Below are 12,846 nucleotides of genomic sequence, written 5' to 3'. Positions count from 1 at the left end.
CGCCCGTTCCTTCCTTCGTCGCCCCGTTAGTGCCCGGCCACGGACCGCCGGGCCACCGGGAAGTCGAAGAAGGTGCTCGGGAACGGTTCCGGCTTGAAGGTGAAGTGCCACCACTCCTCGGGCAGGTTCACGAAGCCCTGCCCGGCGAGCGTCTCCTTGAGGAGCTGCCGGTTCGCCCGCTGGGCCCCCTGGATCCGCGGATCGTCGGTGTGCGAGAGCGTGTCGAAGCAGTCGAAGCCCGTACCCATGTCCACGGAGTTGTCCGGAAACCGCTCGGCCCGCGGCTTGGAACACTCCACCAGCGGCTCACCGGGCACGTACGGGCGCGTGGGCAGCGCCGGCAGCCGCACGATCGTCACATCGACCGTCGAGCCCCGGCTGTGCCCCGACTTCTCCGCGATGTAACCGTCCGCGAACAACCTCGACTTGTCGACGAGTGGATAGAACTCCTTCTTCATCCGCTCGTCCTCCAGGTCCTTCGCCCAGCGCACGAAGTGGTCGACGGCCCGCTGCGGGCGGTAGCAGTCGTAGACCTTCAGCGTGTAGCCCCGCGCGCGCAGCTTCACCTGGGCCCGGTGCAGCGCCTCGGCGGCCGGACGGGTCAGGATGCAGAGCGGCTGCCGGTAGCCGTCGACCCGCTCACCCACGAAGTTGTGCACCGTGGTGTAGCGCATCTCTTGAAGGATCGTCCGGTCCACGGAGCTCAGCGCCACGAACTCCTTCGGCGCCTCCGGCTCCGGCCCGGCCTGCGCGGACGGCGCGGCGGCGGTGGCGGCAAGCAGCCCCGCGGCCGCGAGAACACCGAGCGTACGTAAGGCAGATGCGAGTCTCGTCATGCGCACCGTCTATCAGGTTCGCGGGGTACGGGAAAGAGTGATCGCGTACGGTCCAGACGTGAAGGACACCTACTGCTCCAGCTGCGGCGCCCGCTACGCCGAACCGGCCGACTGGCCCCGCACCTGCGCCGCCTGCGGCGCGGTCGCCTACCGCAACCCGCTGCCCGTCGCCATCGCCCTGCTCCCCGTCACGGACGCGCGGGGCACCGGCCTCGTCGTCATCACGCGCACCATCGAACCGGCGCTGGGCGGCATCGCCCTCCCCGGAGGCTTCATCGACCACTCCGAGGACTGGCGGGACGCCGTCGTCCGCGAACTGCGCGAGGAGACCTGGATCGAGGCGTCCGCGGAGGACGTACGCCTCGCCGACGCGCTCAGCTCCTCGGGCGGCCACTTGCTTCTCTTCGGCCTGCTCCCCACCCGCGCGGCGGACGAACTGCCGCCCTCCGCCCCGACGGACGAGACCAGCGGCCACCACATCCTCCGCGCCCCGACGGACCTGGCCTTCCCTCTGCACACGGAGGCGGCCCGCCGCTGGTTCGCCGGCAAGTACACCTGAGGTCCGAGGGGGATCGGAGATCGGATCCAGAGATTGGATCATGGATATCGGATCATGGATCCAATATCCGATGTCCAATATCCAATCTCCGATCCTCGATCCCCCACTTCCCGCCGGGCCGCCCTACCCCTCCACCCCTCGCACCCGCACCGGCAGCTCCACCTCGGCCGCTCCGTCGTCCGTCACCCGCTCCACCACCACCCGCCCGTCCACCAGGCGCGACGCGTACCGCTCGATCTCGCCGGGCTCCCACCCGTCACCGGTGTCCCGTACGACGAGTCCGCCACCGGTCCGCCCGGCGGCCGGGGCCCACACCTCCAGGGCGAGCTCCCCGTCCTCGCCCCGGACCGGAATCACCGACCCCGCCCGCGCGAGCACCGGGATACGGGACCAGGGCGCGTCCAGCAGGACCTGGCCCGGCCCGTCGTACGCCTGCCCCGTGGCCGTGTCGTACCAGCGGCCGCGCGGCAGCCGCACCGCCCGCCGGTCGGTGCCCCGGGCGAGCACCGGGGCCACGAGCAGCGCGTCGCCCACGAGGAACGCGTCGTCGCAGTCCCGCAGGGCCCGGTCCTCCGGAGACCCCCACCACACGGGCCGGATGTACGGGGCCCCGGTCAGCCGCGCGAGCTGGGAGAGGGTCACGAAGTACGGCCGCATGCGCTCCCGTTCGGCGAGCGCCACGCGCGCGTGCTCCAGGACCTCGGGGCCGAACTCCCACGGCTCGCGGCGCCCGGCGTCGATCGCCGCGTGCGTGCGGAACAGCGGCATCCACGCCCCGAGCTGGTACCAGCGGAGGAACAGCTCCGGCGAGGGGCTCCCGTCGAAGCCGCCCACGTCAGGACCCGAGTACGGCACCCCGCACAGCCCGAGCCCCAGGACCAGCGACAGGGACGCCCGGAGCCCCGGCCACCCGGTCGCCACGTCGCCCGACCAGGTCCCCCCGTACCGCTGCATGCCCGCCCACCCCGAGCGGGAGAAGAGGAATGGCCGTTCGTCCGGCCGCAGCCGGCGCAGCCCCTCGTAGCCGGCCCGCGCCATCGTCAGCCCGTAGACGTTGTGGCCCTCGCGGTGGTCCCCGCCGCGCCCATCGAGGGCGTGCCGGGCCGAGCGCGGCAGCGTCTGGTCGCCGAACGGGGAGAAGGAGACCGGCTCGTTCATGTCGTGCCAGACCCCGGAGAAGCCCTGCGCGAGCCGCTCCTCGTACAGACCACTCCACCACTCCCGTACCGCCGCGTCCGTGAAGTCCGGATAGGCGCACTCGCCGGGCCACACGACCCCGTGGACCTCGTTGCCTCGCCCGTCGCGGACGAAGGCCCCGGCCGCCGTCCCGGAGTCGTAGACGGCGTTCCCCGGCTCCGCCTTCACCGCGGGGTCGACGATCGACACCAGCCGTACGCCCTGCTCCCGCAGCTTGCTCGCCAGCCCCGGCAGATCGGGGAACCGCTCGCGGTCCACCGTGAACACCTGGTGCGCGTCGTAGTGGTCGATGTCCAGGTGGAGCACGGACAGCGGCAGCCCCCGCTCGCGGTAGCCCGCCACCACGCGCCGTACCTCCCGCTCGCTGCCGAACCCCCACCGCGCGTGCTGCGGCCCCAGGGCCCAGGACGGCGGCAGTGCCGGCGCACCCGTGAGCGCCGCCCAGCCGTGGAGCACGCGCGCGGGGGTCCCGACGACCACCCAGCAGCGCAGCGGCCCCCCGCTCATCCGGACCTCGCTGGTCCCCGGCCGGTCGTGCCCCGAACCGGCCCCCTCCTCACCTTCGGTGAGGGTGACCTGCCCGTCCCAGGTGCTGTCGTGGAACGCCAGATGGGTGCCCGCGTCGGCGACGACGAACTGCACCGGCATCGTGATGTACAGCGGATCGTCGCCGGGGGAGAAGCGTCCCTTCGGGTCGGTGTTCCAGAGGCGGTACGTGCCGCCGCGCAGCCGCGGCCCCGAGGCCCGCCCGCCGAGCCCGAAGAACCGCGCGTCCGCGGGCACCTCGCTGCGCTGCACCCACCGCGCCGGACCGCCCGCCACCGGCTCCCACCAGCGCGGCGGCAGATCCCGGCGCAGAACCACCCCACCGGGTGTACGGAGCTCCACCGCCCCGTGCCGGGAGACCGCGACCGTCACCCGTTCGGAGACCACCCGCCAGCCGCCGTCGGTGTCCGGTTCGAGCCGGGCCCGCGGGTCAGGCTCCGGAGCCTGACCGGCCAGCGCGTACGACGGCAGCTGCTCGGCCCCGTCCCAGCCCCAGAACACCGTGCCCCCCGCCGAGACGCTGATCCGCAGCTCCGAGCGGGCGAATCTGACGATCCCGCCGCCCGGCAGCGGCTCCGCCTCGCCCACCGGACCCGGCACCCGCGCCCGCTCCTCACCCCTCGGCGGCAACCCCCACGCGTCCGTCCTGCGCTGCCGCCACGCCGAACGCACCGCCCGCAATCCCCGCACCGAACCGAACACCCTCACCGAACGCACCAGCTCACGACCGTCCATGCTGCTCAGCCTGCCACTGGGCCTGGGCCTGGCGGGGTTCGTTCAACTGCCGTTCACCCGTGGTGAGAGCACATATTCAGCAGCCCGACCATGGGCGGGGAACCCTGGTGCGAACGCCGCTCCCATGGCATCGTCCCTGTCAGCCGCGTCACGCGCACACCCCAGCACGTGCGCGGGACACACGCAGACCCCGCGTACGCCCAGGGAGCCACCCCACATGACATCAGCGCACACCGAACCGCTCTGGCAGCCGGACGAGGCGCACATCGCCGCCGCCGCGGTCACCCGCTTCCAGGCCTGGGCCGCCGAACACCACGGAGCCCCGGCCGCGGGCGGCTACCCGGCCCTGCACCGCTGGTCGGTCGAGGACCTGGAGTCCTTCTGGCGGGCCGTCGCCGAGTGGTTCGACGTCCGCTTCTCCACCCCGTACGAGCGGGTCCTCGGCGACCGTTCGATGCCCGGCGCCGAGTGGTTCCCGGGAGCCTCCCTCAACTACGCCGAGCACGCCCTGCGCGCCGCCACCGAGCGCCCCCACGACACGGCCCTGCTCCATGTGGACGAAACACATGAGCCGCGCCCGATCACCTGGGCCGAGCTGCGCCGCCAGGTCGGCTCCCTCGCCGCCGAACTCCGGGCCCTCGGCGTGCGCCCCGGCGACCGCGTCAGCGGCTACCTGCCCAACATCCCTGAGGCGGTCGTGGCCCTGCTCGCCACCGCCGCCGTCGGCGCCGTATGGACCTCCTGCGCGCCCGACTTCGGAGCGCGCAGCGTCCTCGACCGCTTCCAGCAGGTCGAGCCGGTCGTCCTGTTCACCGTGGACGGCTACCGCTACGGCGGCAAGGAGCACGACCGCCGCGAGACGGTCGCCGAACTCCGCGCCGAACTCCCCACCCTCCGCGCCGTGGTCCACATCCCGGTCCTGGGCACCGAGCCCCCCGAGGGAGCGCTCGCCTGGTCGGCGCTCACGGCGGCCGACACGGAACCGACCTTCGAGCAGGTCCCGTTCGACCACCCCCTCTGGGTCCTGTACTCCTCCGGTACGACGGGCCTGCCCAAGGCCATCGTGCAGTCCCAGGGCGGCATCCTGATCGAGCACCTGAAGCAGCTCGGCCTGCACTGCGACCTGGGCCCCGAGGACGTGTTCTTCTGGTACACGTCCACGGGCTGGATGATGTGGAACTTCCTGGTCTCGGGCCTCCTCACGGGCACCACTGTCGTCCTCTACGACGGCAGCCCCGGCTACCCCGACACGGGCGCCCAGTGGCGCGTGGCCGAACGGACCGGGGCCACCCTGTACGGCACCTCCGCCGCATACGTCATGGCCTGCGCGAAGGCGGACGTCCACCCCGGCAGAGACTTCGACCTCTCCGCGATCAAGTGCGTCGCGACCACGGGCTCCCCGCTCCCGCCGGACGGCTTCCGCTGGCTGCACGACGAGGTACGGGCGGACCTCTGGATCGCCTCGGTCAGCGGCGGCACGGACGTCTGCTCCTGCTTCGCGGGAGCAGTACCCACGCTCCCCGTCCACATCGGCGAACTGCAGGCGGCCGGCCTCGGTACGGACCTCCAGTCCTGGGACCCGTCCGGCAAGCCGCTGATCGGCGAGGTCGGCGAGCTGGTCGTCACCAACCCCATGCCGTCCATGCCGATCCACTTCTGGAACGACCCCGACGGCAGCCGCTACCGCGACAGCTACTTCGAGATGTTCCCGGGCGTCTGGCGCCACGGCGACTGGATCACGATCACCGACCACGGCTCGGTCGTCATCCACGGCCGCTCCGACTCCACCCTGAACCGCCAGGGCGTCCGGATGGGCAGCGCCGATATCTACGAGGCCGTCGAACGCCTCCCGGAGATCCGCGAATCCCTCGTCATCGGCCTCGAAGAGCCGGACGGCGGCTACTGGATGCCGCTCTTCGTCCACCTCGCGGACGGCGCGACCCTGGACGAGGCGCTGATCGCCCGCATCAAGCAGACGATCCGCACCGAACTCTCCCCGCGCCACGTCCCCGACGAGATCATCGAGATCCCCGCCGTCCCCCACACCCTCACCGGCAAGCGCATCGAGGTCCCCATCAAACGCCTCCTCCAGGGCACCCCCCTGTCGAAGGCCGTCAACCCAGGCTCGGTGGACAACCTGGACCTCCTCCACTTCTACGAATCCCTGGCCCAAACCCGAAACAAGTAACCCCCCCCAGTGCGCCTCTCCCAGCCCCCGCCCCGCGAGGGCTGGGAGGCGCGCCCGGAGCCCGGCTCGCCCAGGCCGCGCCGCGCAGCCGCTGAGGCGGGAACCGCCCACACCCAGAGCTCGGCTCGCCCCCGCTGCGACCCCGGGCCTCGGTGTGGGGAGCCGCCCACACCCAGGCGTGAGCCTCGCCCACGCCGTGCCCTGCGGGCGCTGTGGACGGGCCGCCCCACACCCAGAGCTCGGGTCCCCGCCGCGCCCCGCACTCCCGTGCGCGGAGCCGACCCCCACCCCGACCTCCGGCCCCGGCCGCTCACCCACCCCGCGGCGCGGAGCTGCCGCGTCGCGGGGGTTCGGGGGCGCAGCCCCCGGTCTCGTCAGAGTTTCGGGAAGGGGTGGGGTGGGGGAGACCCCCTACCCCCCGTACGTCGCCTGCGCCTCACCCAACACATCGGCGAAGTCCGACGCCAACCGCCCCGCCTCCGCCACACCCAGCGTCGCCGTGGTGATCCGTACAGCCGTAGGCGACGCGATTCGGAACCGCGCCCCTGCCGCCACCCACCACCCCCTCGTCCGCAGCCCGTTCACCACCGCAGACTCGTCCCGTACAGGCACCCACACATTGAGCCCGCTCGCGGAGCCGCCCCCGCTCACCCCCACGCCGTACGAACCGAGCGCGCCGACAAGGGCCACGCGCCGCTCCGCGTACGCCGCCTCGCCCGCCGCCACAAGACGGGCGACCGCCGGGTCGGAGAACAGCCCGACGACCGTCTCCTGAAGGACGTGGCTGACCCAGCCGGACGTCATCAGCATCCGCCCGTCGTGCCGCGCGAGCGTCACCGGATCCCCGGTGACCCCGGCCCACCGCAGGTCGACACCGAGCCGCTTCGAGACCGTCCGCACCTGCGCCCACCGCTCGAGCCCCACCGCGGCCAGCGTGGGCGCCACCGGACCGGCGAGCTGCACGTTGTAGTCGTCCTCGACGACCAGCACCTCCGGGAACTCCCGCAGCATCGCGGCCAGTTCGTCCCGCCGCCCGGCCGTGAACGACGCCCCCGTCGGGCTCTGGGCCCGCGGACTGCACACCACCGCCTGCACCCCCGTACGCAGCGCGGCCCCCAGCGCCGACGGCGTCATCCCCTCGCCGTCCACCGCCACCGGCACCATCCGCAGACCCAAGGCCGGCACCAGGTCCAGGAGATGGTGGAACCCGGGATCCTCCACCGCCACCGCGTCCCCCGGCCGCAGCTCCACGGAGAGCAGCCGCGCGACGCAGTCGAGCGCCCCGTGCGCGAACGTCACCCGCTCCGCCGGCACGCCGTCCCGGGCGAACCACGCGCGCGTGAGCTCCTCCAAAGCGGCGAGCCGGGGCACGGCGCGATGGGAGCCGTACACCGGCCGGACCTCGGCCGGCGGCCGCAGGACGGGCAGAAAGGCCGGATCGGGAAGCCCACTGGCCAGGTCCACAAGCCCCGGCGGCACGCGCGGCGGCCGCCGTGACGCGACCGAAGGCGCCTCCGCGACCACCGTGCCGCCCCGCCCACGCGTCACCACCAGACCGCGCCGCCGCAGCTCCTTGTACGCCGTCGCGACCGTACCGGGGCTGATCCCCAACTCGTCCGCGAGCCGCCGCACCGGAGGCAGCGCGTCCCCCGGCGCGAGCTCGCCCTCGGTCACACCGCGCTCGACGGACGCGGCAATCCCCTTGGCCGTCGTCCCCTGGATCGAATATTGTGTTGCCACGTTCCAAACTATGTATCAATACAATACTCAGGTCAAGGGGGAACCGAGTGAGCCGCCCGACTCCGTGGCCCAGCACCGTCCTCAACCGCATACCCGGCGGTCGCGACGGCCGCCGCATGCTCGTCGTCAGCATCATCGACAAGACCGGCACCGGCCTCTGGGCCGGCTGCACCGTCCTCTACTTCACCTACGTCTCCGGCCTCGGCCTCGGCCAGGTCGGCTTCCTCATGACCGTCTCCGGCGGAGTCGGCATCGCCGGCGCCCCACTCGCCGGCCGCCTCGCCGACCGCTTCCCCCTCGTCAGGATCATCGTCGGCGCCCAACTCCTGCGCGGCGCCGCCCTCCTGCTCCTCCTCACCACCGACCACCTGCTCCTCCTCACGCTCTACTCCGCCCTCGGAGCCCTCCCCGACCGAGCCGGCAGCGTCCTCATCAAGCTCTACGCGGCCCGCCTCGCCGGCCCCGACCGCGTCCGCTACCAGGCCATCCAGCGCACCACCGTCAACATCGGCTGGTCCATCGGCGGCCTCGGCGCCGCCGCCGCGCTCGCCACCGGCAGCACCCGCGCGTACGGACTGCTCCTCATCGGCAACGTCGTCACGTACCTGGTCATCGCCGCGCTCACCCTCCGCTGCGCCGAACCCCCGGCCCCCGCCCGCATCGCCGCCACATCCGCCGAAGCGGACGACCGTACGACCACCCCACCGACCTCCCCGTGGCGCGACCGCACCTTCCTCGGCTACACCGCCACCGACGCCGTCCTCTTCCTCGACGACACGATCCTCCAGGTCGCCGTCCCCCTCTGGATCGTCCACGCCACCACCGCACCCGTCGGACTCGCCCCGCTCCTGCTTGTCCTCAACACCGTCCTCGTCGTCCTCTTCCAGGTCCCGCTCGCCCGGTTCGGAGCCACCACGAGAGCCGCCCGCCGACTCCTCGTCCCCCTCACCGCCCTCTTCCTCGTCGGCACCCTCGCCCTCGCCGCCTCAGCCACCGGCGGCACCGCCGTCGCCGTCACCGCTCTCGTCGTCGCGGTCGTCGCCCTCACCTTCGCCGAGATCATCCACGCGACGGCCTCCTGGGAACTCTCCGTCGCCCTGGCTCCCGCCCACGCGCAGGGCTCCTACCTCGGAGTCCACGGACTCGCCCAGTCCACCCAGCGATTCGCCGGCCCCCTCCTCGTCACCGGCGTCATGTCCGCCGGCCCGCTCGCCTGGCCCCTGCTCGGCCTCGGACTGGTCGCAGCGGGCGCCGCACAGCACCGACTGATCCGCGACCGCCTCACCAAACCGTCACTGTCAGTGCCGAAGGTTACGGTGAGTGAGCATTGATCGACAGCGCCCAGGGGGAGACATGACACGACCCGGCACCATCACATCCATGCGCCGCGCCCTGCGCCGCGAAGTCCCCAGCACCGTCGGCCTCCTGGCCGACGAGGACGACTTCACGGCCATGCGCCGGTACGCCACCTTCGCCTTCGACGACCACCCTGCCTACCTCCAGCAGATCGAAGGCCTCCTCAAGTCCCTCGCCACCCAAGGCGGCCACACCACCGTCGCCCTCTTCGACCCCGAGGAGTACGAGGAGTTCTGCGAGAAGACCGGCCTCGACCCCGACCGCCCCGCCAGCCGGAGCCGCTACACCGCCGAACTGGCCGCCACCGGCGCCCTCGTCCCCTACACCGGCCAGCCCATGGCCACGCTCGTCCCTACCCTCATCGACACCGCCGTCCGCCACGCCACATGGGAGTACGCCACGACACTCCTCTCCGGCGTCGGCGACTGCGCCACCTGCGGACAGGACATCGGCCGAGAGGCCTTCGCCCACGCCTCACGCCAGCTCACCCGACTCCTCGAAGCAGCCGGCCCCGGCACCCACCACCTCGTCTGCAGCGTCCCCGCCGACGACGAACACCTCCTCGCCGTCCTCCAGGCGACCCGCGACGACAACGGCCCCGCCTACCTCGACCGCGACGAAGCAGCCGAGTTCGCCACCGTCCTCGCCGTCGGCATCGCCCTCGACACCCCCGGGGGAGTCGTCCTGCGCACCACCACCCCAGGAACCCGCGACCGCCTCCACGGCTGGCGCCTCACCGCCGGAAACCTGCACCCCCTCACCGAAGCCGAAGTCTTCAGCGCCTACTGCACCGACGCCCGCACCGGAGAACCCATCGCCCCCGAACCCGGCGTCGACCACCGGGCCGGCTTCCCCCTCGCCCCCGACGAGGACGACTGGCCCACGCACCACTGATGGGCGCCACACACGCCGAAGGGGCTCCCCGCCACACCAGTGACGGAGAGCCCCTCCAAGACACTCACCAACGCACGAGGATCACTCCCCGGACAACACCGCCTGCGCGGCGACCCGCGCCTCCTCGGCCGTGTCGGCGGCCCGAGCCGCGGCAGCGGCCCGCTCGCACTGCGCCAGCGTGTACTTCGCCAACGTCGCCCGCACATAAGGAATGGACGCGGCACCCATCGACAGAGAGGTGACACCCAGACCCGTCAGCACACAGGCCAGCAGCGGATCCGAAGCGGCCTCACCACAGACACCACAGCTCTTGCCCTCGGCCTTGGCCGCCTCGGCGGACAGCGCCACCAGGTCGAGCAGCGCCGGCTGCCACGGATCCTGCAGCCGCGACACCGCACCGACCTGACGGTCGGCGGCGAAGGTGTACTGCGCCAGGTCGTTGGTGCCCAGCGACAGGAACTCCACCTCCTGCAGGATCGAACGAGCCCGCAGCGCGGCGGAGGGGATCTCCACCATCGCACCGAACTTGGCCTGCAGCCCCGCCTCACGGCACGCGTCGGCGAACGCCTTCGCGTCCGTACGGTCCGCCACCATCGGCGCCATGACTTCCAGGTACACCGGCAGACCCTCGACGGCCTTCGCCAGCGCGGTCAGCTGCGTCCGCAGCACCTCCGGGTGATCGAGCAGCGAACGCAGCCCGCGCACACCCAGAGCCGGGTTCGGCTCGTCCGCCGGCGTCAGGAAGTCGAGCGGCTTGTCCGCACCGGCGTCAAGGACGCGCACGACCACACGACCCTCGGGGAAGGCCTCGAGCACCTTGCGGTACGCCTCGACCTGCTTCTCCTCGGTCGGCGCCTTCTTGCTGTCGTCCAGGAAGAGGAACTCCGTACGGAACAGACCGACACCCTCGGCGCCGGCCTCCACCGCGGCGGGCACGTCCGCCGGGCCACCGACGTTGGCGAGCAGCGGCACCTTGTGCCCGTCCGAGGTCGCACCCGGACCACTGGACGCGGCGAGCGCCGCCTTGCGCTCGGCGGCGGCCGCCGTGAGCACCGCCTTCTTCTCGTCGCTCGGTTCCACGAAGATCTCACCGGTGGAACCGTCCACCGCGATGACCGTGCCCTCGCCGATCTCACCCGCGCCCGGCAGCGCCACCACGGCAGGCACACCCAGCGCCCGCGCGAGGATCGCGCTGTGGCTGGTCGGCCCGCCCTCCTCGGTCACGAAGCCGAGGACCAGCGTCGGGTCGAGCAGCGCCGTGTCGGCGGGAGCCAGGTCCCGCGCGATCAGTACGTACGGCTCGTCACTGTCCGGCACGCCCGGCATCGGCACTCCGAGCAGCCGCGCGACGATACGGTTCCGCACGTCGTCGAGGTCGGCCACCCGCCCGGCCATGTACTCACCCGCGCCCGCGAGCAGCTCGCGGTAGTGGGAGAACGCGTCGTAGATACCGCGCTCGGCCGTGCTGCCGACCGCGATCCGGCGGTCGACGTCAGCGATGAGCTCGGGGTCCTGGGCGATCATCGCCTGGGCCTCCAGCACATGCTGGGCCTCGCCACCGGCCAGATTGCCGCGCGCAATCAGGTCGGCAGCCACAGCCTCCACGGCCTGACGGGCGCGCCCCTGTTCGCGCTCCGCCTCCTCGGCCGGAATCTGCTTGGCCGGCGGCTCGAGAACCGCCGTACCCATGTGCCGGACCTCGCCGATCGCCACTCCGTGGCTGACGCCGACGCCTCGCAGCGTTGTCTCCATCTCACCGTCTCCGATAGAGCGGCGGCATCCGGCCGCCGCGATGAATGTCGAACCGTGGTCGTCCCGAGGACGACGCAGTCGTCAGCGCCAGCCGAAGAGCGCGTCGCCGGACTTCACGTCGCCGCTCTCGACAACATCGGAGAGGGAGTCGGCCGTGGCCTCCAGGGCCACGACGGGACAGATGGGGGACTTGCCGGCGGCCTCGACGGCGGCCGGGTCCCAGCGGACGACGGCCTGTCCGCGCTGCACGGTGTCGCCCTTGTTGACGAGCAGCTCGAAGCCCTCGCCATTGAGCTGAACGGTGTCGATACCGAGGTGCGTCAGCACCCCGTGACCCTCGCCGTCGACGACGACGAACGCGTGCGGGTGCAGAGAGACGATGACGCCGTCGACCGGAGACACGGCCTCCGACGGCTCACGTACGGGGTCGATGGCGGTGCCGGGACCGACCATCGCGCCGGAGAAGACCGGGTCGGGTACAGCGGCGAGACCGATGGCGTTTCCGGCAAGCGGCGACGTCACGGATGTCATGGGAAGCCTCCCAGGGGCGGAGATTGTGTGGCGCCGTCACTGCCTGTCCTGGACGGCGTACTGTTCAGAAGCCTAAGTCATAGGAAGTCCCGGTTCCGCACGAGACGTACCAGTTGGCGGACCTAGGGACTACCCGGAAACGATTTGCCTCAGCTGACGGTGGGATGTACTGTCGTACTCCTGCCTGACCCCAACGCGGCTTTGAGTCGTGGGTCGGCAGCACCTATCGAGCCAGATCCTAACCCCAGTGGTCTACACCTCTGCATGCCTGCGGAGGGGTGGTCAGGGGGACTGAAAAAGCCTGGTAGTGTTTGACCCCGCCGCAAGGGAAAGCGCGAAAAGCGAATTCCGAAAACGGCAGCCCGCTCCAGCGGGTGGCAGAAACGAGAAATCGGGTCTGCTAAGCTGGAAACACGAAAGACCGAAGGGAAAAGCCCGGAGGAAAGCCCGAGAGGGTGAGTACAAAGGAAGCGTCCGTTCCTTGAGAACTCAACAGCGTGCCAAAAATCAAC

General features: G+C 71.8%; 9 protein-coding genes. 4 read left to right on the top strand and 5 right to left on the bottom strand.

Features of this window, described 5'->3' with window-relative positions; translation table 11 throughout:
• Window positions 1-26 precede the first annotated feature (26 nt).
• Window positions 27-836, bottom strand: a complete 810-nt coding sequence (locus tag ACWCO8_RS19845; protein WP_451033346.1) for a M15 family metallopeptidase — start codon at window positions 834-836, stop codon at window positions 27-29.
• Between ACWCO8_RS19845 and ACWCO8_RS19840 the strand changes: the two genes are divergently transcribed.
• Window positions 835-1,395 (top strand): NUDIX domain-containing protein, encoded by a 561-nt coding sequence (locus tag ACWCO8_RS19840; protein WP_451033345.1) that lies wholly within the window; start codon window positions 835-837, stop codon window positions 1,393-1,395. The genes ACWCO8_RS19845 and ACWCO8_RS19840 overlap by 2 nt on opposite strands.
• Window positions 1,396-1,518: 123 nt before the next feature.
• Here the strand turns inward: ACWCO8_RS19840 and ACWCO8_RS19835 are convergent, their stop codons facing one another.
• Window positions 1,519-3,873: a glycoside hydrolase family 31 protein gene (locus tag ACWCO8_RS19835; RefSeq protein ID WP_451033344.1), complete on the bottom strand. Its 2,355-nt coding sequence runs from the start codon at window positions 3,871-3,873 to the stop codon at window positions 1,519-1,521.
• Window positions 3,874-4,090: 217 nt separating this feature from the next.
• Between ACWCO8_RS19835 and ACWCO8_RS19830 the strand changes: the two genes are divergently transcribed.
• Window positions 4,091-6,061, top strand: coding sequence for an acetoacetate--CoA ligase (locus ACWCO8_RS19830; RefSeq protein WP_451033343.1), 1,971 nt, complete (start codon window positions 4,091-4,093; stop codon window positions 6,059-6,061).
• A gap of 411 nt (window positions 6,062-6,472) precedes the next feature.
• On the opposite strand, the gene ACWCO8_RS19825 is transcribed toward ACWCO8_RS19830, so the two are convergent.
• Window positions 6,473-7,801, bottom strand: a complete 1,329-nt coding sequence (locus tag ACWCO8_RS19825; protein ID WP_451033342.1) for an aminotransferase class I/II-fold pyridoxal phosphate-dependent enzyme — start codon at window positions 7,799-7,801, stop codon at window positions 6,473-6,475.
• A gap of 47 nt (window positions 7,802-7,848) precedes the next feature.
• Here ACWCO8_RS19825 and ACWCO8_RS19820 point away from each other — a divergent pair, with 47 nt between their 5' ends.
• Both ACWCO8_RS19820 and ACWCO8_RS19815 read left to right on the top strand, forming a co-directional pair.
• Window positions 7,849-9,132, top strand: a complete 1,284-nt coding sequence (locus ACWCO8_RS19820; protein WP_451033341.1) for an MFS transporter — start codon at window positions 7,849-7,851, stop codon at window positions 9,130-9,132.
• A 49-nt stretch (window positions 9,133-9,181) separates the two neighbouring features.
• Window positions 9,182-10,051, top strand: a complete 870-nt coding sequence (locus ACWCO8_RS19815) for a hypothetical protein (RefSeq protein ID WP_451033340.1) — start codon at window positions 9,182-9,184, stop codon at window positions 10,049-10,051.
• Between the two features lie 81 nt (window positions 10,052-10,132).
• Here ACWCO8_RS19815 and ptsP read toward each other — a convergent pair whose 3' ends face one another.
• Both ptsP and ACWCO8_RS19805 read right to left on the bottom strand, forming a co-directional pair.
• Window positions 10,133-11,803 (bottom strand): phosphoenolpyruvate--protein phosphotransferase, encoded by a 1,671-nt coding sequence (gene ptsP / locus ACWCO8_RS19810; protein ID WP_451033339.1) that lies wholly within the window; start codon window positions 11,801-11,803, stop codon window positions 10,133-10,135.
• An 81-nt stretch (window positions 11,804-11,884) separates the two neighbouring features.
• Complete coding sequence (locus ACWCO8_RS19805; protein WP_362005064.1) at window positions 11,885-12,334, bottom strand: PTS sugar transporter subunit IIA; 450 nt, start codon at window positions 12,332-12,334, stop codon at window positions 11,885-11,887.
• Window positions 12,335-12,846 lie beyond the last annotated feature (512 nt).

It is taken from the genome of Streptomyces sp. NPDC001927 (assembly GCF_053594455.1).
Note: the sequence above shows the minus strand (reverse complement) of the source record. Positions and strands in the feature narration are given on the sequence as shown.

What these genes read in the sequence shown, in the direction of transcription:
- ACWCO8_RS19805 (WP_362005064.1), bottom strand. Translation starts at nt 12,334, where the DNA reads ATGACATCCGTGACGTCGCCGCTTGCCGGAAACGCCATCGGTCTCGCC.
- ACWCO8_RS19830 (WP_451033343.1), top strand. Translation starts at nt 4,091, where the DNA reads ATGACATCAGCGCACACCGAACCGCTCTGGCAGCCGGACGAGGCGCAC.
- ACWCO8_RS19845 (WP_451033346.1), bottom strand. Translation starts at nt 836, where the DNA reads ATGACGAGACTCGCATCTGCCTTACGTACGCTCGGTGTTCTCGCGGCC.
- ptsP (WP_451033339.1), bottom strand. Translation starts at nt 11,803, where the DNA reads ATGGAGACAACGCTGCGAGGCGTCGGCGTCAGCCACGGAGTGGCGATC.
- ACWCO8_RS19815 (WP_451033340.1), top strand. Translation starts at nt 9,182, where the DNA reads ATGCGCCGCGCCCTGCGCCGCGAAGTCCCCAGCACCGTCGGCCTCCTG.
- ACWCO8_RS19840 (WP_451033345.1), top strand. Translation starts at nt 835, where the DNA reads ATGCGCACCGTCTATCAGGTTCGCGGGGTACGGGAAAGAGTGATCGCG.
- ACWCO8_RS19835 (WP_451033344.1), bottom strand. Translation starts at nt 3,873, where the DNA reads ATGGACGGTCGTGAGCTGGTGCGTTCGGTGAGGGTGTTCGGTTCGGTG.